Origin of the sequence: Isoptericola hypogeus (assembly GCF_039531145.1) — a bacterium.
Lineage (GTDB): Bacteria > Actinomycetota > Actinomycetes > Actinomycetales > Cellulomonadaceae > Isoptericola > Isoptericola hypogeus.
In genome coordinates, this window is the sequence record NZ_BAAAPM010000008.1 from 342,106 (window position 1) to 363,286 (window position 21,181).

Consider the following 21,181-nt stretch of genomic DNA (forward strand, 5'->3'; position numbering starts at 1 on the left):
CGTGCCGTTCCGCTCCGTGAAGTCCGCCGGTCCCGTCCGGGTCCAGATCGACTGGTCCACCGTCCGCAAGTACGCGACCCGCGCTGCCGTCGTCGCCGCTGCGGCGCCGGTCGCCGCCGCCGCAGCAGTCATGGGGCTGGAGCGCGTCCGCCGTCAGCAGTACCCGCTCGACTCACCCTTCCCCACCGCGCCCCCTGCGTCGACCGAGGTCGACGACACCACGGCGACCGTGTACACCTACGGCGCCGACCTGTACGCGGCGATGCTCGACGCCATCCGTTCGGCCCGCCACCAGGTGTTCCTCGAGACCTACATCTGGAAGGACGACGAGGTCGGCCGGGAGTTCAAGCAGGCGCTCGCGGACGCCGCCGACCGGGGCGTCGAGGTGTTCGTCGTGTACGACGGCTTCGCCAACCTCGTCGTGCCGCGCACCTTCTACGACCTGCCTCGCGGCGTGCACGTGCTGCGCTTCCCGGCGTTCCGGCCCGGTCTGCTCATGCTCGACGTGCGGCGGTCGGGGCGGGACCACCGCAAGATCCTCGTCGTCGACGACGAGATCTCGTTCGTCGGCGGGTACAACATCGGCGAGCTGTACGCCACCAAGTGGCGCGACACGCACGTGCGCCTGGTGGGCCCGTCCACGTGGGAGCTGCGCAACGCCTTCATCGACATCTGGAACCGTTGGCGCACCCCCGACCTGCCGATGCTGCAGGACGTCGGTTCCCCGCTGTGGCTGCCGCGACTGCGGGCGGCCCGCAACGCGCCGTCCGAGCTCGTCTTCCCGATCCGGGGCATCTACCTCGACTCGATCGACCGCGCCTGCTCCCACGTGTACATCACGCAGGCGTACTTCATCCCCGACGAGGACATCCAGGCCGCCCTGCTGGCCGCGGCCGCCCGCGGGGTCGACGTGCGCGTGCTCGTGCCCGAGCGCTCCAACCACGTCGTCGCGGACTGGCTCGCCCGCGGGCACTACGCCACCCTGCTCCGCGGCGGTGTGCGGATCTTCCTGTACCAGGGCGCGATGATCCACGCGAAGACCGCGACGATCGACGGGCGGTGGACCACGGTCGGCACCGCGAACATCGACCGGCTGAGCCTCACCGGCAACTACGAGATCAACCTCGAGGTCGTGGACGACGGCCTCGCCGGACAGCTCGAGGCCGCATTCCGGATGGACGAGTCCAACTCGCGCGAGCTGACGCTCGAGGAGTGGCAGCGCCGGCACCCGCTGACGAAGATCGCCGAGCGCGTCATGTCCCCGCTGCGCCCGCTCCTGTGACAGCCGGGCCGCCGTCCCCGGCGGTCCGCCAGTCCTCCGACGCCGCCGGGTCAGCCGGCGTTGCGCGCGGCTCGCCGCGCGGCGAGCTCGTCGCCCTCGCGCACCGCCTGGTCGTCGACGTCGTCGAGCGACTCCGTCGGCATCTCCGACAGGGTGCCCTCGATGTCCCGCCAGACCCGACCGACGGCGATGCCGAAGACGCCCTGGCCGCCCTGCACGAGGTCCACGACCTCGTCGGGCGACGTGCACTCGTAGACCGACGCGCCGTCGCTCATCAGGGTGATCTGCGCCAGGTCCTCGACCCCGCGCTCGCGCAGGTGCGTCACCGCGCTGCGGATCTGGTGCAGGGAGACGCCGGTGTCCAGGAGGCGCTTGACCACCTTGAGCACGAGGATGTCCCGGAAGCTGTACAGCCGGTGGGTGCCGGAACCGGTCGCCGGGCGGATGGAGGGCTCGACGAGGCCGGTGCGGGCCCAGTAGTCGAGCTGGCGGTACGTGATCCCGGCGACGCGGCACGCGGTGGTGCCGCGGTAGCCGGTCGCGGAGTCCTGCTCCGTGAGGTCCTCCCCGAAGAGAAGACCCTGGGCACCGTGGGGCACCGACGCACCCGTGGGGACGCTTGCCTCACCACTGCTGTTCACTGTGCCTCCTGAGATGTCTTCTCCACGCTAGGTCGCCCCCACCGGGCCGTCAACGACGTTCGTCCCGAGCGATCCGGCGTGTCGCGCCCCCTGCGGCGCCGCGGGCCTCGCTCGACGGGCGCCGGGCCTGGCAGGCAACCTTCGACCTCAACCTGAAGGTTCTGGGTTCACCGTAGCCGACCTTGACCCTCGACCCGAGGTCGACACCCCGGTCGGCGTGGCACGGGTTGCCGTCAGGGCGGGGCGTCGTCGGGCCGGTCGCCGTCCGGCGCCCCTGGCTCCCGCGGCCCGCCCGGCGTCGTGAAGTCGGCGGCGGTGACGTGGTCCAGGAAGTCGCGGAACTTCTCCACCTCGCGCTGCTGCTCCACGTCCACCACCTCGACCCCGGCGACGGCGACGATCTCCGCGGAGCACAGCACCGGGCTCTCCGTGCGCACCGCCAACGCGATGGCGTCCGACGCCCGCGAGTCGAGCCGCGACCCGTTTGACAGCACGAGCTCGGCGAAGAAGATGCCGCCGTCGAGCGCGACGATCTCGACCCGCTCCAGCTCCACCCCCACCGCGCCGAGGAGATCGCGCAGCAGGTCGTGCGTCATGGGGCGCGGCGTGACGAGCCCGGCCTGCGCCATCGCGATCGCCGACGCCTCCCGCGCACCGATGACGATCGGCACGGCGAGGTTCGCGGCCGCGTCGAGGAGCAGCACCACGATCTCCTGGTCGCGCTGCTGCTGCCGGACACCCATGACCTCGACCGGGACCATGGGGGCGTCGCTCGGCTCGTTGCCGTCCACCGATCCAACGTACGACGGCTGGCACCCACCCGTCGCGTGGGGGCGGCACCAGTTCCGGGCGGTCGTCCTCGGGGCCCGCCAGGGTCACACGAGGTCGCCGGTGCCGCGCCGCACCCACGCCGTGTGCAGCCGCGCGAGCAGCTCACCGAGCTCCGCGGCGAGCTCCGCCGCCTGAGCCCGGCCCGACGGCGTCTGCTGGCTGCGGTAGGGGGCGACGAGCTGGTCCACGAGCCCCACGTGCCGGTCCGCGGAGGTGCGCAACGAGCGCAGGTGCCGGGGCTCGATGCCGTGCTCGGCGAGCCGGACCGCGATCCGCACCACGTCGGCGGCGCCGGCGTCGAGCTGGCCGCCCGCCCCCGGGCGCAGCACGCCGGCGCCGACGAGCTGCTGCACGAACGCCGTCGACGTGCCCGTGGCCTCCGCCACCGACTCCGCCGTCCATCGGCGGCGGGCCGGCGCCGCGGCGGCGGGCTCCTCCGCGAGCCGCGGGGCGGGACCGGGCGCGGGCTGGCCCTCGTCCATCTCCGCCAGGCGCTCCTTGATGACCTTCAGGGGCAGGTAGGAGTCGCGCTGCTCGGTGAGCACGAACCGCAGGCGCTCGACGTCCGCCGGGCTGTACTGGCGGTACCCGGAGGGGGTGCGCACCGGGTCGATGAGGCCCTGGTCCTCGAGGAAGCGCAGCTTCGAGTGCGACACCGCCGGGAACTCGGGCCCCAGCTGTGCGAGCACGTCCGAGATCCGCATCGTCGCCTGGCGCGAGATGCCCCGAGGCCACGGCTCGGGCGTGTCGCCGGTGGCCGGAGGCTCGCCGTGCGCCGCCCGCGCCCCCGTCACGACGCGGGCGCCTGCGTGTCCCGCGGCGCCTGCGGGCTGGCGTGGAACGACATCCGGAACTTGCCGATCTGCACCTCGTCGCCCGTGGCGAGCGTGGCCGCGTCGATCCGCTCCCGGTTCACGTACGTGCCGTTGAGCGACCCGATGTCGCGGACCACGAACCGGTCGCCCTCGCGGACGAACTCCGCGTGCTTGCGGGAGACGGTCACGTCGTCGAGGAAGATGTCCGCCTGCTCGCTGCGCCCTGCCACGGCCCGGTCAGAGTCCAGCAGGAAACGCTCCCCCACGGCGCCGGACCCGTACTGCACGACGAGCAGCGCCGAGTGCCGGGGAAGCGCGGCCACGGCGGCCGCCTCCTCCGCCGTGAGCGGGATCCGGAACGCCTGCTCCTCCGCGGGCGCACCGACGCGACCCAGGTGGGCCGTGGTGTCGGCGGCAGCCTGGTGCGGCGGAAGAGCGCGGGGGTCGGTCATCAGTCCTCCATCGAGGTAGGGCCGTGTGGTCGGGCGACGCTGCTGCCGAGGCGGCCCCGGTGCTCGGTGCTCCACGGAAGGTTGTGCGTCCGACGTGCGCCGTCGTCCGCCCAACCTACCCCGTGACGGGCGGGGGCGGGAAGCCCGGCCGGGGTCACTTCCCGGCGCCCTGCGGGGTGGCGTGCTCGGGCTCCGCGGGCTCGCGCACCGCCGTGATCTGCACCTTGTCGCGCGTCGTCGTCGTCGCCTCTGCACCGGCCGTGCGCACCGTCGCGAGCGCTCCGCCGGGGATCTCGAGGGCACGGTCCATCGTCTGCGGGTCGCCGATGACGGTCCACTCGTACGGGGAGGAGAGCTTCTGCCCGTCCACGACGATCGCGCCGTCCTGGTCGCGGAACCAGGTCGAGGTCACCAGGCGCACGCCGTTGAGCTCGACCACCTCGGCGCCGGCGTTGCGCAGCTCCTCCAGCACGTTGAACAGCTGGGCCGCCTCCAGCGCCGCTCCCGGGTCGGCGATCCGGACGCGGACCCCGGGCCCCTCGGCCGGGAGCCGGCCCGACAGGATGCCCTCGGACTCCGCCCGTTGCTGCGCCAGCTCGAGCGCCGACTGGGCCTGCCCCGACCCCGACAGCAGCTCGTCACGGGTGGCCTCCAGGCCCGAGACCTCGGCCGCGAGCTGTTCCGCCCGGTCGGTCACCTCGTCCAGCAGCCGCACGAGGTCCTCCTGCCGGGCGGACGACAGCTGGTCGGACGCCGACTGCTGCACCTGCACCACGAGGGCGAAGCCGAGCGCCGCGCACAGGACGCCGGCGAGCACGTGCGAGCGCGAGAGGCGGGGCCGCAGCGCCGTGCCCAGCCGCCGCCAGCCGCTGGGCTCCGCCGCTTGTCCGGCGTCCCACCGCGCGCCCTCCGGATCGTCGCCGTGCTCGTGCGCACCCGGGTCCAGGGGCTCGGCCTCGCCGACGGCCTCGGCCCCGACCTCGGGTCCGGACCGTGCCGTCGCGTCCGGCACGACGGCGCTCGCGGTCGGGGCCGGCGGTTCGCCGTCGGCGTCACGGTCGTCAGTGCCCGCGGACGACGCGTCGTCCACCGCCGGCGGATCGTCGTCGTCAGCGGGTTCGTCGGCGCGGACGTCAACGGGCTCGGAGCCACCGGCGTCGTCGCCGTCGCCCGCGTCCTCAGCCGGGTCCTCGGCATCGTCGCCCGGTCCCGCGTCGTGCGGCGCAACCTCCGCGCCGTCGCCCGCGTCCTCAGCCGGGTCCTCCGCATCGTCGTGTGGCGCAACCTCCGCGCCACCCGGGGGCAGCGTCTCGTCCTGGACCGCCGCGTCCTCGACGGGCTCCTGCTGCGGCTCCGACGGCTCCGCGCCGGCCTGCTTCGGGATGTCGGCGCTCATGCCTTGAACAGGTGCCGGCGGATGGCCGCGGCATTGGAGAAGATGCGGATGCCGAGGACCACGACCACCGCCGTGGACAGCTGAGAGCCGACGCCGAGCTGGTCGCCGAGGAACACGATGAACGCCGCCACGAGGACGTTCGACAGGAACGACACGAGGAAGACCTTGTCGTCGAACAACCCGTCGAGCTTCGCCCGCAGGCCCCCGAAGAGCGCGTCGAGCGCAGCCACCACCGCGATGGGCAGGTAGGGCTGCAGGGCGACGGGCACGGTGGGCTGCAGCACCAGGCCGGCGACCACGCCGACCATGAGCCCGACCACGGCGATCATGGGCGTTCCTCCTGCGTCTCGTCCTCGGTCTCGTCCACGCCGTCGCCACCCGCACCGGGGACACCCGCGTCCTCGTCGACGGCGTCGTCGTCCACCGGCTCCGCGTGACGCAAGGTCTGCGTCCCGACGCCCGGCAGCTCGAGCTCGCTCTGCGGGACCACGCTCGAGGAGATCCCATAGCGCGACCCCAGGAGCTGCAGGTAGGCGGGGGCGCCGGTCCGAGCGTACGCGGTCTGCATGCTGTCGGAGTCACCGATCGCGTGAACGACGTAGGTGGGCCCCGACAGGGGCACGAGGTCCACGAGGATCGCGTCCCCCGCGTTGCGGATCGCCGACATCGACGTGAGCCGCTGGTCGTCGACGGCGACCGCCTCCGCCCCGGACGCCCACAGCGCGTTCACGACCGTCTGGACGTCCGCGTCCCTGACCCGCGCGCCGGGGTCGGCCTCGGAGTCCTCCAGCCCGCCGCCCCCGTCGGCGAGCGTCACGACGAGGCCGGGACCGCTCACGGGGGTGGACCCGTTGACGACGGCGTCCAGGCGCAACGTCTGTAGGAGGGCGGGATCCTGGCTCGCCAGCGCCGAGTGCTGCAGCGCCTCGATTTGGGCGCTCAGGTCGACCGACTGCTCCCGCAGCGAGTCCCCTGTCTGGCGGCGCTCCACGATCTGGTCCTCGAGCAGCTGGCGAGCCGCGGCGACCTCGGCCTGCGGCGCTCGCAGCTCGCGGGCCGCGGAGACCGTGAGGAGCCCCAGCAGCACGCCGAGCAGGGCCAGCAGCACCATGCCGATCCCGCGGCGCGCGCGCGGCGGGGCCTCGCCCCGGGCGGCCCGCCGCGCGGCGGCCTCGGCGTACCCGGGATCGAGCGGTCGCTCCATGACCTCGACGAGCAGCGTCATCGACTCGTCCAGGCGCCTGCCGCCGGAGTCGCGGGCGCCCGCCGTCGGGCGCCGCGGCGTCGGCGCCGTCATACGCGCTCCCCTCCGGCGTCGCGCGCCGGCCCGCTGCGGTCGGCCGCGACCAGCTCCCGCGTCTGCCGCACGTACTGCGCGCCCGCGACCCAGTACAGGCCCACGCCCCACCAGGTGAACGCCCACCCCACCACGTGCGCGGCGGCGCCCAGGGCGCCGGGCGCGGTCGCCAGCAGGAGCAGTGGGAAGGCGTACAGCAGCGCGAAGGTGGCCGCCTTGCCCACGAAGCTGACCTCGAGCGGACCATACCCGTGGCGCGCCAGCACCGGCATGAGGCAGGCGAGCACGACGTCGCGGGCGACGATCACCACGACGAGCCACACGGGGACGAGGTCGCGCCAGGCGAGGCCCACGAGGCTGACGAGGATGAACAGCCGGTCGGCCGCCGGGTCCAGCACCTGGCCGAGCTTGGTCACCTGGTGCAGCCGCCGCGCCAGGACGCCGTCGAGCCAGTCGGTGAAGCCCGAGAACGCCAGCACGGCGAGGGCCCACATGTCCTGCCCGACCACGATGAGCACCGCGAAGACCGGCACCAGCGCCAGACGCACCAGGCTCACCAGGTTGGGCACCGTGAGGACCGCGCTGCTGATCTCCGGGCCTGGCTGCACGCGGACATCCTACGCAGCGGCGACGGGCCATCCATGCGCCGCCGTCCGCCGTTCAGTGGCCGAACTCACCACCAGCCGCCGGTCACAGGACGGCGCCCACCGCGTACGATGGAGGGACCTTCGGAGTTCGTCGTGCCTCCCGCGTGTTCGTTGCGACCTCGGCCCAAGAGCCAGGTCTGGTGTGTGTCCGGGAACGAGCGACCGCCTCGCCCTCCTCGGCGACGCAGGACTCCCCCCACCACCGACGAACGGTCATCCCCTTGAGCATTGACTCGACCCTGCCCACCGACGCCCCCGAGACCACGACAGAGGTCACCGCCCCCGAGGTCGAGGGCCCCACCTTCGCCGACCTGCGACTGCCCGCCGCGCTGCAGGCCGCCGTCGACGACCAGGGCTTCACCACGCCCTCCCCCATCCAGGCCCGGGCGATCCCCGAGCTGCTCGCCGGTCGCGACATCACTGGTGTCGCGCAGACGGGCACCGGTAAGACCGCCGCGTTCGCGATCCCGCTGCTCGCCGCCGTCGACCCCGACTCCAGCGTCGCCGGGGGGCACGTGCAGGCCCTCGTGCTCACCCCGACCCGCGAGCTCGCGCTCCAGGTCGCCGAGGCCGTCGAGTCCTTCGCCACGCACCTGCCCGGCGTCCGCGTCACCTCCGTGTACGGCGGGTCGCCGTACCAGCCGCAGCAGCGCGCGCTGCGCGACGGCGTGCACGTCGTCGTCGGCACCCCCGGCCGGGTCATGGACCACCTCGAGCGGGGCTCGATGTCGCTCGACGGCGTGAAGTTCCTCGTCCTGGACGAGGCCGACGAGATGCTGCGCATGGGCTTCGCCGAGGACGTCGAGACGATCTTCGGCCAGGCGCCCGCGAAGCGTCAGGTCGCCCTCTTCTCCGCGACCATGCCGCCCGCGATCCGCTCCGTCGCGGCGACGCACCTCAACGACCCGGTCGCGATCGCCGTCTCGCGCCAGTCGTCCACGACCTCCACCGTCGAGCAGACCTACGCCGTCGTGCCGTTCCGCCACAAGGTCGGCTCGCTCGTCCGGGTCCTCGCCACCTCCGACGCCGACGCGACCATCGTCTTCACGCGCACCCGCAAGGACGCCGAGGAGGTCGGCGCCGCCCTCGTCGAGCGCGGCACCTCCGCGGCGACCATCTCCGGCGACGTCGCGCAGAAGGAGCGCGAGAAGATCGTCGAGCGGCTGCGCTCCGGCGCCCTCGACGTCCTCGTCGCCACCGACGTCGCCGCCCGCGGGCTCGACGTCGACCGCATCGGGCTCGTCGTCAACTTCGACATCCCCCGCGAGGCGGAGGCCTACGTGCACCGCATCGGACGCACCGGCCGTGCCGGCCGCAGCGGGCGCGCCCTGTCGTTCGTCACCCCGCACGAGCGGGGGAAGCTCAAGCACATCGAGCGGACCATCCGCGCCCAGCTCACCGAGGTCGAGGTCCCGTCCCCCCGGGACGTCTCCCAGCACCGTGCCCGGCGCCTCCTCGACGCCGTCGGCGCGCGCGCCGAGGCCGGGCGTCTCGACCTGTACTCGCAGATGATCCGCGAGCACGTCGCCGCGGCGGCACAGTCCGCCGAGCCGACCGAGGCCGAGACCGACGGGTCCGCCGCCCCCGCGGCACCCGCGGACGCCCACCTCCTGCAGCTGGCGGCCTCGCTCCTGGCGCTCGCGGTCGGCGACGACGGCCCCCAGCAGCGGGCCGCGCAGGAGGAGCACGAGCGCGAGCGCGCCGAGGCGAAGGGTGGCCGCACCCGCGAGACCCACCGCGCCGAGCGCACGGAGCGCGACGGCGACCGGACCGGCCGGCACCCGCGCGCCGACGACCGCGGCGGCGACCGCGGCCGCGGCATCCGTCGCCCGGCCGACGGCACCCGCTACCGCATCTCGGTGGGCCACACCCACGGCGCGCAGCCCCGCGGCATCGTCGGGGCGCTGACGCACGAGGGCGGCCTGTCGGGCAGCGACATCGGCAAGATCGACATCTTCGGGAACTTCTCGCTGGTGGACATCACGCGCCCGCTCGACGACGCGGCGATGAACCGCATCGGCCGGGCGCACGTGGCGGGCAAGGCGCTGCGCATCTCCGTCGACAAGGGCGCCCCCGAGCACCGCGGGCCGCGCACCGAGCGCCCCCGCACCGAGCGTCGCCCGGCGCGCACCTACTGACGCGGGGTCTCCCGCCGAACGCGGCACGCCGTCGTCGATCCGTCGACGGCGGCGTGCCGCGTTTCCGCGTGGGCCCGGTCGGGGTCGCGTCGTCCGCGACGCGCCCCGGCCGGATCACCTCGGGTCGGGCGCCTCGCCCAGCTCGGTGACGAGCTCGCGCAGCCGCCGCGCCTCGTCCATCCCCCGCTCGCCGTCGGCCCGCTGCACGGCCATCACCGCGAGCGTCCCGCCGTCGGCGAGGTCGAGCCGGACCCAGGGGTCGTTCGGTCCGAGGCGCACCTCCACCACCTCCGCCCACGCCAGCCGGCGCGTGCGGACGAGGTTGCGGACCGTGAGCCCGGTCGGAGCCGGCACGGCGTGCACGCCGCCCAGCCGCCAGAGCAGCCACGTGGCGGCCAGGGCGAAGACGACGAACGACACCTTGTTGACCGCGGCCGCACCCAGCGGCCCGCTCGCCGTCAGGCCGACGAAGAGGCTGCCGCCCGCGGCCACGGCCCACACCACCCACGCCGTCACGCGGCCCCAGAGCGGCCGGAACGTCCGCCAGCGGGCCTCGTCCGCGCTGCCCCGGCCGACCCTGTCGACCGCGCCACGGCCCGGGCCGTCGGTCGTGCTCATGCCCGCCACGCTGCCACCGCGAGCGGGTGCTCGACACCCGGCCGCGCCGGGGGCCGGGTCACAGCCGGCTGGCGTGGATCGACGTCACGATGATGCCGCGGGCCCCGACGTCGTACAGCGCGTCCATGACGCGGTTGGTGTCTCCCCGCCGCACCATGGACCGGACCGCCGCCGACTCCCCGTTGTGCAGCGGCGAGACCGTGGGCGACTCGAAGCCGGGCGTCACGGCGACGGCGGCGTCGACGAGGCTGATCGGGACGTCGTAGTCGATGAGCACCCACTCGCGCGCGGTGATGACGCCCTGCAGGCGCCGGGTGAGGACCCGGAGCCCCTCGGGCTCGTCGACGGCCGCGCGCCGGATCAGCACCGCCTCGGAGCGCAGGATGGGCTCGCCGAAGATCTCGAGGCCCGCGGCACGCAGCGTGGTGCCCGTCTCCACGACGTCGGCGATGACGTCCGCGACGCCGAGCTGCACCGAGCTCTCCACGGCGCCGTCCAGGTGCACGACGGCGGCCGGCTCGACGCCCTGCTCGGCGAGGTGCGTGCGCACCAGCGTGGTGTACGACGACGCGACCCGCTTGCCGGCGATCTGCGCCACCTCCGTCACGGTCCCGGCGGGCGCCGCGAACCGGAACGTCGATCCGGCGAAGCCGAGCGGCAGGTGTTCGACGGCGTCCGCCCCGGAGTCGAGCAGCAGGTCGCGGCCGGTGATCCCGGCGTCGACGGTGCCCGACCCGACGTACACGGCGACGTCGCGAGGACGGAGGAAGAAGAACTCGACCCCGTTGTCCGGGTCGGCGAGCACCAGCTCGCGGGTGTCGCGGCGCTGGCGGTAGCCGGCCTCGCGGAGCATGTCGGTGGCAGGGCCGGACAGGGAACCCTTGTTGGGGACGGCGATGCGGAGCACGGAAACCTCTTCGGTCAGGTCTGGTCAGGACGGTCGGACGACGGGTGCGGCAGTCGGCGGAGCGCTCGGCGGCCGGGTGGCGACGCGGGGTCGCAGGCAACCGGCCCGGCGCTCACAGATGCGCGTACACGTCCTTCAGCGTCATGCCCTTGGCCAGCATCAGCACCTGCAGGTGGTACAGCAGCTGCGAGATCTCCTCGGCCGCCGCCTCCTGGGACTCGTGCTCGGCGGCCATCCAGACCTCGGCGGCCTCCTCGACGATCTTCTTGCCGATCGCATGCACGCCGGCGTCCAGCTCGGCGACGGTCCCCGACCCTGCGGGGCGGGTCGCGGCCTTCTCGGACAGCTCGGCGAACAGGGAGTCGAAGGTCTTCACCCGCCCAGCCTAGACGCGGCCGCCCCTCCCCTCGGGGCTGGGTTCCGCGGTTCGGGACGGACGTCACAGGGGTGTCTCGACGCTTGGCACACTATTTATTCCGCCAGGGCATGCCGCCGCAACGAGGTGCTCCCGCGGCGGCGTCAGTGGGTGTGCCGGGACGCGAGTCCCCGCAGGGCGGCGATCTCGTCCGGGATGCTCTCGGCCCCGTACACGGCCGACCCAGCCACGAAGACGTTCGCCCCCGCCTCGGCCGCCCGCTCGATCGTCTCGCGGGACACTCCCCCGTCGACCTGGATCCACACGTCCAGCCCGGACTCGCTCACGGCCTGCCGGGCGCGCCGGATCTTGGGCAGGGTGCCGTCGATGAACGACTGCCCGCCGAAGCCCGGCTCGACCGTCATCACGAGGATCATGTCGACCTCCGCCAGCAGGTCGAGGAACGGCTCGACCGGTGTCGCCGGGCGCAGGGCGACCCCGGCCCGCGCCCCGAGCCGACGCAGCTCGCGCGCCAGCCGCACCGGGGCCGTCGTGGCCTCCGCGTGGAACGTCACCGACGCCGCGCCGGCCTCCGCGTACTGCGGGGCCCAGCGGTCGGCGTCCTCGATCATCAGGTGCGCGTCCAGCGGCACCGGGGAGACCTGTGCCAGCCGCTCGAAGATCGGCAGCCCGAGCGTCAGGTTCGGGACGAAATGGTTGTCCATGACGTCGACGTGCGCGAAGTCGGCGGTCGCGATCGCGCCCAGGTCGCGCTCGAGGTTCGCGAAGTCGGCGGACAGGATGCTCGGGTTGATCAGGGCTGACATGATGCCCAGCGTAGGGCTCGGCACCGTCGCCGGGCGCCCGGCGAAGGGGCAGGCCATGGTTCCGGACATCAACTACTGGGCGGTCCTGGTCGCCACGGCCTCGACCCTGGTCGTCGGCTCGGTCTGGTACACGCCGAAGGTGTTCGGCACGCTCTGGATGCGGCTCGCCAAGGTCGACCCGGACTCCGCGGGGAGCGCCGTCGGCCCGATCGTGGTCACGGTGGTCGTGAGCTTCCTGTCCGCCTGGGTGCTCGCCGGCGCCACCTACATCGCGTGGACGTTCTACGGCGGCGGCTTTCTCGGTGCGGCCCTCGCCACGGCGGGCTTCCTCTGGGTCGGCTTCACCGCGGCCCGGTTCGTCACCCACGACGCGTTCGAGGGCCGTCCGCCTGCGCTCACGCTGCTGAACGTCGTGCACGAGCTCGTGACGTTCGCCGTGATGGCGCTCGTCATCGGCCTCTGGGCGCCCGCGGGCGTCTGACCGCCGGACGACGGCGGGCGGTCGCGGGACCCACTACGCTCGTCAGCCGTGGTCCCCCTTCCCTCCCCCGCCGCTCCCGACGCCGGCGCCGCGCACGACGCAGCGCAGGACGGCGCGGGCGCGCCGCGGCCCGTCGTCCGGCCCGCGACCCGCGCCGACCTGCCCGCCGTCGCCGACATCCTCGAGCCGTACGTCGCGCGGACCGCCGTCACGTTCGACGAGGATCCCCCGACGCTCGACGCGTGGTCCACCCGGTTCGCCGACCTCGCCGCGCGCGGGCTCCCGTTCCTCGTGGCCGAGCTCGACGAGGCCGTCGTCGGGTACGCCTATGCGTCACCCTGGCGGCCCAAGGCCGCCTACCGGTACACGGTCGAGAACTCGATCTACCTCGCCCCCGAGGCCCAGGGTCGCGGCGTGGGCACGCGGCTGCTGTCCGCGCTGCTCGACGCCTGCTCGCTCGCGGGCGTCCGCCAGGTGGTCGCCGTCGTCGCGGACGACCCGGCCGCCGCCGGCTCGCTCCCCCTGCACCGCAAGCTCGGCTTCGAGGTGGCCGGGGTGCTGCGCGACGTCGGGGTCAAGCACGGCCGCAGCGTCAGCACGATGCTGCTGCAGCGCACGCTCGTCTGACACCGCTCGCCCGGGCCACGCCGCGCCCGGCGGGCGCCCCAGGTCAGGCCGCGAGCCCCGCGCGGAGCGCGTCGGTGCGCTCGGTGACGGTCTGCCATGCCTCGGGGCCGACACCGGGATGGGCGTCGCGGTCGACCTCCTCCAGCGCGGCGCGCAGGGCGTCGAGCGTCTGCCCGACCACGCGCACGGCACGACGCCGCGGCAGCCCCCAGGACGCGCCCTCGTCGACCAGGTGGCCGGCAGAGATCCGGTCCATGTCCCGCTCACCGCCGACGTCCATCGCGAAGACCCGCGAGGCGTGCGCGTGGTGCAGGTGCATGGAGACGTCGTAGGCGGGCGCGAGCGCGACGGTGCCGTCCTCTCGGCGCAGCATCGAGATGTTCTTGGCGTGCGCGTCGGTGTTCCCGACGGCGAGGTTCAGCACGGTGAGGGCGAGCAGCGGGTCGGGACGTGCGCCGTCGTCGCGCAGCACGCGCGCGATCCGCGCCAGGGACGGCAGCGCCCGGCCGTGCTGGAACTTGCGCTCCGGGTCGCGGGTGTTGATGCCCAGCGCCTGCGCCGCGTCCTCCTGGTGGACGCGACGCTGCCCGCCCGGGGCGCGGGGGTCCGGCACGCGGTCGTAGCGAGAGACGACGATGCAGCGCATGCCGTCGAACGTGGCCACGTGCGCGTCGATCGTCGTCAGGCCGACCCGGCGTGCGAGGTCGAGGGCCGCGGCCTCGGTGTCCACGAGGTCGGCCGTAGGCGAGCCCGCCTCGCGCGCGACCTTGAGGATGTGCGTGGTGGGCTGCTCGGACGAGGCACGCGCCCAGCCGTGCTCGTCCCGCACCAGCCCGATCTTGGGCTCCATGCCCGGCAGCGAGCTCGTCAGGTGCTGCGCCCGCCCCTGCCCGCCGGCGCGGGCGACGCTCTCGCGCAGCAGGGCCGCCACTCCGGCGTCGTCGAGCCGCGTGCCGGGCCGCGAGTCGACTGCTGGCCGGGCGCCGGGCGCCACGAAGACCAGGGCGCCGACGGTGTCGCCGCCGTAGGCCCGGAAGAATGCCACCGGGTTCTCCGGGTCCACGCCCGCGTCGATGGCCATGTGCTCGCGGATCCGGCCCTCGGGCATGAGGCCGTCGAGCCACGCTGCCACGCGAGCGGGCGCCGGCGGATCGTCGGGGTCGATCGGCAGCAGGTGCGAGAGCAGCCGTGCGCCGTACCCCCAGCGGCGTGGCGCGGCGGCGTCCCACTCGAGCTCGACACGCGGCGCGTCGCGGCCCAGGTCCCGGGCGCGGAAGCGTGCCACCCTGGCGCCGTAGAGCCACGCGTCGAGCTCGGTCACGCGTCGCCCCGCTCCGCGAGCCGGACGTCGACGCCGAGCTCGTCGAAGATCTCGAAGAGCCGCGTGATGTAGAGGTTGTCGACGCCCGACTCGAGCTCGGAGACGTACTGCCGCGTCAGCCCGAGCTCGTCCGCCAGCTCCGCCTGGCTGATCCCGCGTCGTCGGCGCACGTCCTTGGCGAAGCGCCCGAGGTCTCGCGCGCTCCTGGCCGGGGTCCACCGCGTCGTATCGGGCATGCGATCTCCTGGGGGCGAGACGTGATGTCAGATTGTCCTGACATCACGTCGGTTCAGACTATGCTGACATCCCCGAACCTGCAAGGAAAATGCGACGTTCACGCCTCACCTCAGCGTCGTCGGCGCAGCAGGGTCAGGTGCATCGCGTCGGTGCCGTGCACGTGCGGCCAGAGCTGCAGGTCGAGCCCGGCCGCGCCGCCGTCGGGCGCCCCCAGGTCGATCTCGGCACCGGGGACGAGCACGTCGCGCAGGGCGGCGCGGGCGTCGATCCGCTCGACGTCGTCCCGGCGGCGCAGCACGTCGTCGACGACCAGCCGGGTCTCGGCGAGGTGCGGGGAGCACGTCACGTACCCGACCACTCCCCCGACGCGGACGGCGCCGAGAGCGGCGGCGAGCAGCTCGCGCTGCAGCACGGTGAGCTCGCCGAGGTCCGACGGCGTGCGCCGCCACCGGGACTCCGGGCGCCGGCGCAGGGCGCCGAGACCCGTGCACGGGGCGTCGACGAGCACCCGGTCGAACTCCCCCGGCGTCTCGGCGCCGAGCTCTCGCCCGTCCCCGGTGCGCACCCGCTCCACGACGCCGTCCGGCACGGCACGCAGGGCGCGCTCGACGAGCCTGGCGCGGTGGGGCTGCACCTCGTTGGCGACGAGGGTGGCGCCCCGCCCGGCCGCGAGCGCCGCGAGCAGGGCCGCCTTGCCCCCGGGTCCGGCGCACAGGTCGAGCCAGCGCGCGTCCGCGCCCTCCAGGGGGGCGGCGGCGAGGGCGAGGGTGACGAGCTGGGAGCCCTCGTCCTGCACCCCGGCGCGCGCGTCGGCGACGGCGGGCAGCCCGGCGGGGTCGGAGCCCCCGGCCATGACCAGGGCCGTGGGCGCCCAGCGGCCCGCCTCGAGCCGCACGTCGGCGTCGTCCGCCTCCTGGCGGAGGGTGTCGGGTCCGGCGAGGCCCGGCCGGGCCACGAGGGTGACGCGGGGGGCGGCGTTGTCGGCGTCGAGGAGGTCGCGCGTCTCGTCGGGGCTGCGGCCGTGCCCGACGAGTGCCTCCCGCAGGGCGCGGGTGATCCACACCGGGTGGGAGCCGGTGGTGGCGAGCGCGGTGACGGGGTCGGGGGCCTCGTCGGCCAGGAGCGCGAGCCACTCGTCGAGCGGCGTCCGCCCGACAGCGCGCAGGACGGCGTTGACCATCTGGGCCGGCCCGGCGCCCACCCGGTCGCGTGCGAGCGCCACGGTCTCGGAGACGGCGGCGTGCGCGGGCACCCGCATGCCGAGGACCTGGTGGGCGCCCAGGCGCAGGACGTCGAGCAGGTCGGGGTCGACCTGGTCCAGGGGTCGGCTGACGCAGCGGGCGAGGATCGCGTCGTAGCGCCCGCGCAGGCGCAGGGTGCCGTACGCGAGCTCGGTGGCGAACGCGGCGTCGCGCCCGCTGATGCGCCGCTCGCGCAGCAGGGGCGGCAGGACGAGGTTGGCGTACGCGTCGGAGCCGTCGACCTCGCGCAGGACGTCGTACGCGGCCGTGCGGGCGGGGTCGGTGCGGCGGCGCCGCTGGGAGGGCGCCTGGGAGGTGCGGTGCCCCTCTCCCCGGGAGCGGGCGGCGCCGCGCTGGCGGCCGCGGTCGTCGCGGCGCGGGTCGCGGGGCGCCCGACGGTCGCTCATCGGGCGTCCTGCCCGAGGACGGCGCCCTCGGGCGCGTCGAGGACGCCCCGCAGCCCGCGGGCCCAGTCGGCGGCCGCCATGGGCTTCTTGCCCTCGGGGCGCACCTGTCCGAGCGCGACGGCGTGGGTGGCGGTGCCCACGAGCACCTCCTTCTTGCCTGGGCGCACCTGGCCGGGAGCGAGGTCGGTGACGTCGGGCCGCAGGTCGACGGGCCCGAGGCCGAGGCGGACGCCGGGAGCGGCGTCCACCCCGGTCGTGGCGGGGACCGTGGTCCACGCCCCCGGCGCGGGGGTGACGGCGCGCACGCGGCGGTCGACCGCGAGCGCCGGGTCGTCCCAGCGCACCCGGGCGTCGTCGGTCGTGATCTTGGGGGCGACGGAGGCCCCGTCGGCGGGCTGCGCCTGCGGTCGCAGGGTGCCGTCCTCGAGCGCGTCGAGGGTGGCCACGAGCAGCCCGGCCCCGCTGGTCGCGAGGCGGCCGAGGAGGTCGCCCGCGGTGTCCCGGGGGCGGACGGTCTCGGTGGCGGTGCCGAGCACCGGGCCGGTGTCCATGCCCTCGTCGAGCAGGAACGTCGTGGCGCCGGTGACCTCGTCGCCGGCGAGGATCGCGTGCTGCACGGGGGCGGCCCCGCGCCAGGCGGGCAGCACGGAGAAGTGCAGGTTGACCCAGCCCAGCCGCGGGACGGCGAGGACGTCCGGGCGCAGCAGGTGCCCGTACGCGACGACGGGCGCGGCGTCGACCTCGAGCTCGCGCAGCCGGGAGACGAACTCCTCGCCCCGGGGCACGTCGGTGAGGACGGGGATGCCGGCCTCCTCGGCCGCGACCCGCACCGGACTGGGGACGACCTTGCGCCCGCGCCCCGAGCGCGCGTCGGCGCGGGTCAGGACGGCGACAACCTCGTGGCGGGAGTCCAGCAGGGCACGCAGGGACGGGACGGCGGGTTCCGGGGTTCCGGCGAAGAGCAGACGCACCGTGCAAGTCTAGGTGGCCGTCACACACTGACCTGGTGTGAGGACCATCCCGTACTCCTGTGGCACGGTGACCGCCGGCGCGGCGCTCGTGGTCGCGGGGTGCGCGGGATCGCACGGGCCGGTTGACCTCGGCGCGGTTCTCGCTCCCGGAGACGCGACCGCCTCGTACGCACTGCTGCCGGACTCCGTCACCGACGCCCTGCCGTCCACCCGCCACCTCGTCGACGGTGCCGACCTGACCTTTTCCGACCTCGCCGTCTCGGGCCGGCTCACGTCCTGGGAGCGGGGCGAGGCGCGTGCCTGGGACACGGACGCCGGTCGGGTCGTCGCGTGGGACGGCGACGCGGACACCCGCACGTTGCTCGTCGACCTCGCCGTCGACGGGGTGGTCGACGCCCGCGCAGGGACCGCGGAGCCAGCCGGCACCGTCGTGATCGAGGTCGTCGTCGACGCGGAGACGCCCGCCGACGCGGTCGCCGATGCTCTCGTCGCCCTCGACGACGTGGTCGTGCTCCTCGTGCCCGCCGACGAGCCCGCCGGTTACCGGATCGCGCTCGACGGCGCGCTGCTCGCCGACGTCGGCAGGGACGGTTCGCTCACCTGGCCCGGCCTGGTCGCCCGCGAGACGGGCGGCAGCACCGCGCTGCCCGCGGTCGACGCTCGCACGCTGCGCGACCTGCGCGACGCCGCCGAGCACGACGTCGTGGTCGACCACGACGCCTGACGAGGCCTCAGCGCACAGGGATGCCGTACTCGCGCAGGGCGCGTCGCAGCGCCGCGGTACCGGTGAAGCGCACGGCGTGGAAGCCGAGGTCGCGAGCCGCGGCGACGTTCGCCGGGCTGTCGTCGACGAAGACGGCGCGACCGGGATCGACGTCGTGCTCCGCGACGAGGTGGGCGAAGATCGCGGGGTCGGGCTTGGCGAGCCCCACCCGGCCGGAGACGACCACGGCGTCCATGAGACCCGTCGCAGGCGCGGCCGGCTCGGCGTGGACGAAGAGCTCCGCCGACCAGTTGGTGAGCCCGAGCAGGCGCAGCCCGAGGTCGTGCAGCTCGCCGACGAGCGCGGCGGAGCCCGGGACCGGGCGGGTCAGGGTGCCGGGGAAGTTTGCGACGTACTCGTCCAGCAGCGCCACCAGGTGGGGGCGGTCCGCGAGCGTCGCCCTCGCCTCGGACCACGGACGCCCCGCGTCCTGGGCGTGGTTGAGCACAGGGAAGTCGACCTCGGCCATCCAGGCGGCGACCTCGGCCCGGTCCCGGTGCGGGAACGCCCCGTAGGGGTCCCACTCCACGAGCACGTTGCCGAAGTCGTAGACCACGGTGTCGATCGCGGCGTCACTCACGTTGCCTGCCATCGTCAGAGCATCTCCTTCGGGTCGAGCTGGACGCGGACGCTGCCACCCTCCCGGCGCGCGGAGCGGACCGCCAGCGAGGCGCGCAGCTGGCGGGCGAGCTCGGCGCTCTGGGCGAGCGGCACGCGGACCACGGCCCGCACCCGCGGGTCGAGGGTGGCGCCCCGCCCGTCGGGCTCCGGCGGCAGCTCGACCGGGCCGAGGAGCGCCTCTCCGCCGGCGAGCGCCACCCGGCCGACGAGCGCGCCCACCGCCTCGCGGTCGCCCGAGACGGCCGCGACCCGCACGGCGGGCGGCAGCGCGAGCTCCCGCCGCTCCGCCAGCTCGCGCTCGGCCAGTGCGGCGGGGTCGAAGCGCACGAGCGCGCCCGTCGGAGCCGGGGCGGCGTCCCCGACGAGCAGCACCTGACCGCCGTCCCGGGCGGGGCGCACGAGGCTGGCCGCCGCAAGCCAGCGGTGCAGCGCCTCGGTCGCCGCCGCCAGGCCCGTCCCGGAGGTGGCGACGGCGGCGTCGAGCAGCAGCGCGGCCGCGTACCCGCCGTCGGCGACGGGCTCCGCGCCGGGGGTGCACACGACGAGCGCCGGCCCGGCCGCGACCCGGTCGAGCACCCCGCCGGGAGCCGTGGACGCCGAGACCCGGACCGTGGTGCCGGGGAACGCGCGCCCGAGCTCCTCGGCGGTGCGGTCGGAGCCGACGCGCACGGCCCGCAGCCGGGAGTCGCCGCACTCGTCGCACCGCCAGCCGCCGGCCAGGCGCCCGCACCACGTGCACTGCGGGGCCGCCGCCTGCCGCGGCAGGCCCAGCGGGCCGTGGCAGTGCGCGCAGCGGGCGGCCGTGCGGCACCGCCCGCACGCGACGACGGGCAGGTACCCGGTGCGCGGCACCTGGACCAGCACCGGCCCGGACGCGAGGCCGTCGCGCGCGGCGCGCCAGGCAGCCGTCGGCAGCCGAGCGGCGGCGCCCGGGCCCTCGGCGGCCAGCTCGACCGACGTCAGCGCCCGCACCCTGGGGGCGCGGGCGCGCAGGACGTCCCGCGGGGCGACGATCTCCCGCGCCCACCCGGACGCGAGCAGCGCCTGGGCCTGCACCGTGCGGCCCGGGGACGCGAGGAGCAGGGCCGCGCCCTCGAGCTCGCAGCGCAGGGCGAGCACCTCGCGGGCGTGCGGGTACGGGGCGTGCGGCTCGGCGAGCGTGTCCTCCCCGTCCCCCCACAGCACGACCAGCCCCAGGCTCGGCACCGGCGCGAACATGGCAGCGCGGGTGCCGACCACGACCGGAGCGAGGCCGTGTCGAGCCCTCAGGAACGCGCGGTAGCGGGGCGCGGGGCCGTCGTCGGCCAGGAGCCGCGCATGGTCCCCGACGCCCGCGGCCTCCAGCGCCTCGCACACGCGGTCGGCGTCGCGGGCGTCGGGGACGACGACGAGGGCCCGCCGCCCGCCCGCCACGGTGGCGCGCACCGCGCGGGCGATCGCGTCCGCCCAGTGCGGCACGTGCCCGACGGAGCCGTCGTCCGCGGGCGCCAGGCCCGGCAGGGGCGTCCACACGGCGCGAGGCGCCCCGCCGGCCAGCAGGTGGCGGCAGAATGCCTCGCCGCCGCGGTACGGCGCCCAGGGGTCCGCGTGCGTGCTCTCGGCGGGCGGCGTGGTCTCGACAGGCTCGACCGACGGGACGTTCACGACGGGCGTGGTCTCGACAGGCTCGACCGACGGGGGGTTCGCCAGGGCGGCGAGGATCTCCTTCTCCACGCGCGCGTGCCGCGGCGGCACGGCCAGCCGGAGGACGTCGGCCAGGGTGCCGGCGTACCGGTCGGCGACGGCGCGGGCCAGACGCAGGACCGGCTCGCTCAGCGCCGGGTCACCCGAGACCACGCGCCGCAACGGCATCAACCGGCCGGTGTGCTCCGAGGTCGCCGCGCGGGCGACGACGTACCCGGACACCTCCTGCGGTCCGAACCGGGCGCGCACCCGCACCCCGGGCTGCGCGTCGGCCGCCATCGACGCGGGGACGAGGTAGTCGTACTCGCGGTCCAGGTGCGCGGGCTGCAGGTCGAGCACGACCCGCGCGACGGGCAGCACCTCGGCGATCTCGTGCGCCCCCAGCGCGGCCTTGCGCCGGGCCTTGCCGCCGCGCGGGCCCGACGCCGGCCCCTGGACGTCGTCGAGCCCGAGCAGCGCGGGCTGCTCGGGCTCGGGGACGTCGTTCACGGGGCCCATCCCATCACGACCCGCCGACCACGAGCCGCAGGTCTCCACAGACTCGGCCGGTGGGCGTGGGTTCGAGACGATCCAACGGCGGAGCTGGGTCTCGACAAGCTCGACCGACGAACGAGGCAAGACGG

General features: G+C 75.2%; 23 protein-coding genes. 5 read left to right on the plus strand and 18 right to left on the minus strand.

Annotated features, from left to right (window positions below; all coding sequences use genetic code 11):
• Position 1: 1 nt before the first annotated feature.
• Positions 2-1,282: a phospholipase D-like domain-containing protein gene (locus tag ABD254_RS17235; RefSeq protein WP_344249876.1), complete on the plus strand. Its 1,281-nt coding sequence runs from the start codon at positions 2-4 to the stop codon at positions 1,280-1,282.
• Between the two features lie 50 nt (positions 1,283-1,332).
• On the opposite strand, the gene ABD254_RS17240 is transcribed toward ABD254_RS17235, so the two are convergent.
• From ABD254_RS17240 to clsA, 8 genes are all read right to left on the minus strand, one after another.
• Positions 1,333-1,923, minus strand: a complete 591-nt coding sequence (locus ABD254_RS17240; RefSeq protein WP_344249877.1) for a MerR family transcriptional regulator — start codon at positions 1,921-1,923, stop codon at positions 1,333-1,335.
• A 233-nt stretch (positions 1,924-2,156) separates the two neighbouring features.
• Positions 2,157-2,684: a bifunctional nuclease family protein gene (locus tag ABD254_RS17245; RefSeq protein ID WP_344250081.1), complete on the minus strand. Its 528-nt coding sequence runs from the start codon at positions 2,682-2,684 to the stop codon at positions 2,157-2,159.
• A 114-nt stretch (positions 2,685-2,798) separates the two neighbouring features.
• Positions 2,799-3,548 (minus strand): transcriptional regulator FtsR, encoded by a 750-nt coding sequence (gene ftsR / locus ABD254_RS17250; protein ID WP_486326999.1) that lies wholly within the window; start codon positions 3,546-3,548, stop codon positions 2,799-2,801.
• The gene (locus ABD254_RS17255; protein ID WP_344249880.1) at positions 3,545-4,021 is read right to left on the minus strand and encodes an FHA domain-containing protein; all 477 of its coding nucleotides are present in this window, start codon (positions 4,019-4,021) and stop codon (positions 3,545-3,547) included. The genes ftsR and ABD254_RS17255 overlap by 4 nt, the downstream gene beginning before the upstream one ends.
• Positions 4,022-4,175: 154 nt before the next feature.
• The gene (locus ABD254_RS17260) at positions 4,176-5,417 is read right to left on the minus strand and encodes a DUF881 domain-containing protein (protein ID WP_344249881.1); all 1,242 of its coding nucleotides are present in this window, start codon (positions 5,415-5,417) and stop codon (positions 4,176-4,178) included.
• Positions 5,414-5,746: a small basic family protein gene (locus ABD254_RS17265; RefSeq protein WP_344249882.1), complete on the minus strand. Its 333-nt coding sequence runs from the start codon at positions 5,744-5,746 to the stop codon at positions 5,414-5,416. The genes ABD254_RS17260 and ABD254_RS17265 overlap by 4 nt, the downstream gene beginning before the upstream one ends.
• Positions 5,743-6,714, minus strand: a complete 972-nt coding sequence (locus ABD254_RS17270) for a DUF881 domain-containing protein (RefSeq protein ID WP_344249883.1) — start codon at positions 6,712-6,714, stop codon at positions 5,743-5,745. Before ABD254_RS17270 ends, ABD254_RS17265 begins: the two co-directional genes overlap by 4 nt.
• A complete protein-coding gene (clsA, locus tag ABD254_RS17275) occupies positions 6,711-7,322 on the minus strand; it encodes a cardiolipin synthase ClsA (protein ID WP_344249884.1) in 612 nt (203 codons plus the stop codon). The genes ABD254_RS17270 and clsA overlap by 4 nt, the downstream gene beginning before the upstream one ends.
• 254 nt (positions 7,323-7,576) lie before the next feature.
• On the opposite strand from clsA, the gene ABD254_RS17280 reads away from it, so the two are divergent.
• On the plus strand, positions 7,577-9,499 hold the full coding sequence (locus tag ABD254_RS17280) for a DEAD/DEAH box helicase (RefSeq protein WP_425553852.1): 1,923 nt from the start codon (positions 7,577-7,579) through the stop codon (positions 9,497-9,499).
• A 114-nt stretch (positions 9,500-9,613) separates the two neighbouring features.
• On the opposite strand, the gene ABD254_RS17285 is transcribed toward ABD254_RS17280, so the two are convergent.
• The 4 genes from ABD254_RS17285 to rpe form a co-directional block, all read right to left on the minus strand.
• Complete coding sequence (locus ABD254_RS17285) at positions 9,614-10,117, minus strand: PH domain-containing protein (protein WP_344249885.1); 504 nt, start codon at positions 10,115-10,117, stop codon at positions 9,614-9,616.
• 58 nt (positions 10,118-10,175) lie between these two features.
• Positions 10,176-11,024, minus strand: a complete 849-nt coding sequence (gene hisG / locus ABD254_RS17290) for an ATP phosphoribosyltransferase (RefSeq protein ID WP_344249886.1) — start codon at positions 11,022-11,024, stop codon at positions 10,176-10,178.
• A gap of 112 nt (positions 11,025-11,136) precedes the next feature.
• Positions 11,137-11,400, minus strand: coding sequence for a phosphoribosyl-ATP diphosphatase (locus tag ABD254_RS17295; RefSeq protein ID WP_344249887.1), 264 nt, complete (start codon positions 11,398-11,400; stop codon positions 11,137-11,139).
• Positions 11,401-11,543: 143 nt separating this feature from the next.
• Positions 11,544-12,206 carry a ribulose-phosphate 3-epimerase gene (gene rpe, locus ABD254_RS17300; protein ID WP_344249888.1) on the minus strand — a complete coding sequence of 221 codons (663 nt, stop codon included), beginning with the start codon at positions 12,204-12,206 and terminating at the stop codon, positions 11,544-11,546.
• A gap of 55 nt (positions 12,207-12,261) precedes the next feature.
• Here rpe and ABD254_RS17305 point away from each other — a divergent pair, with 55 nt between their 5' ends.
• Both ABD254_RS17305 and ABD254_RS17310 read left to right on the plus strand, forming a co-directional pair.
• The gene (locus tag ABD254_RS17305) at positions 12,262-12,687 is read left to right on the plus strand and encodes a DUF1761 domain-containing protein (RefSeq protein ID WP_344249889.1); all 426 of its coding nucleotides are present in this window, start codon (positions 12,262-12,264) and stop codon (positions 12,685-12,687) included.
• A gap of 48 nt (positions 12,688-12,735) precedes the next feature.
• On the plus strand, positions 12,736-13,314 hold the full coding sequence (locus ABD254_RS17310) for a GNAT family N-acetyltransferase (RefSeq protein ID WP_344249890.1): 579 nt from the start codon (positions 12,736-12,738) through the stop codon (positions 13,312-13,314).
• A 43-nt stretch (positions 13,315-13,357) separates the two neighbouring features.
• Here ABD254_RS17310 and ABD254_RS17315 read toward each other — a convergent pair whose 3' ends face one another.
• The 4 genes from ABD254_RS17315 to fmt all read right to left on the minus strand — a co-directional run bounded on the left by ABD254_RS17315 (position 13,358) and on the right by fmt (position 17,491).
• A complete protein-coding gene (locus ABD254_RS17315; RefSeq protein WP_344249891.1) occupies positions 13,358-14,635 on the minus strand; it encodes a HipA domain-containing protein in 1,278 nt (425 codons plus the stop codon).
• Complete coding sequence (locus ABD254_RS17320) at positions 14,632-14,871, minus strand: helix-turn-helix transcriptional regulator (protein WP_344249892.1); 240 nt, start codon at positions 14,869-14,871, stop codon at positions 14,632-14,634. The genes ABD254_RS17315 and ABD254_RS17320 overlap by 4 nt, the downstream gene beginning before the upstream one ends.
• A 110-nt stretch (positions 14,872-14,981) precedes the next feature.
• Positions 14,982-16,520: an RsmB/NOP family class I SAM-dependent RNA methyltransferase gene (locus ABD254_RS17325; RefSeq protein ID WP_344249893.1), complete on the minus strand. Its 1,539-nt coding sequence runs from the start codon at positions 16,518-16,520 to the stop codon at positions 14,982-14,984.
• The gene (gene fmt, locus ABD254_RS17330; RefSeq protein ID WP_344249894.1) at positions 16,517-17,491 is read right to left on the minus strand and encodes a methionyl-tRNA formyltransferase; all 975 of its coding nucleotides are present in this window, start codon (positions 17,489-17,491) and stop codon (positions 16,517-16,519) included. The genes ABD254_RS17325 and fmt overlap by 4 nt, the downstream gene beginning before the upstream one ends.
• Before the next feature lie 37 nt (positions 17,492-17,528).
• Here fmt and ABD254_RS17335 point away from each other — a divergent pair, with 37 nt between their 5' ends.
• Positions 17,529-18,215, plus strand: coding sequence for a hypothetical protein (locus ABD254_RS17335; RefSeq protein WP_344249895.1), 687 nt, complete (start codon positions 17,529-17,531; stop codon positions 18,213-18,215).
• Positions 18,216-18,222: 7 nt separating this feature from the next.
• Here ABD254_RS17335 and ABD254_RS17340 read toward each other — a convergent pair whose 3' ends face one another.
• Together ABD254_RS17340 and ABD254_RS17345 are read right to left on the minus strand one after the other, a co-directional pair.
• Positions 18,223-18,846, minus strand: coding sequence for an HAD family hydrolase (locus ABD254_RS17340; RefSeq protein WP_344249896.1), 624 nt, complete (start codon positions 18,844-18,846; stop codon positions 18,223-18,225).
• A 2-nt stretch (positions 18,847-18,848) separates the two neighbouring features.
• Positions 18,849-21,056, minus strand: a complete 2,208-nt coding sequence (locus ABD254_RS17345) for a primosomal protein N' (RefSeq protein WP_344249897.1) — start codon at positions 21,054-21,056, stop codon at positions 18,849-18,851.
• Positions 21,057-21,181: the final 125 nt, after the last annotated feature.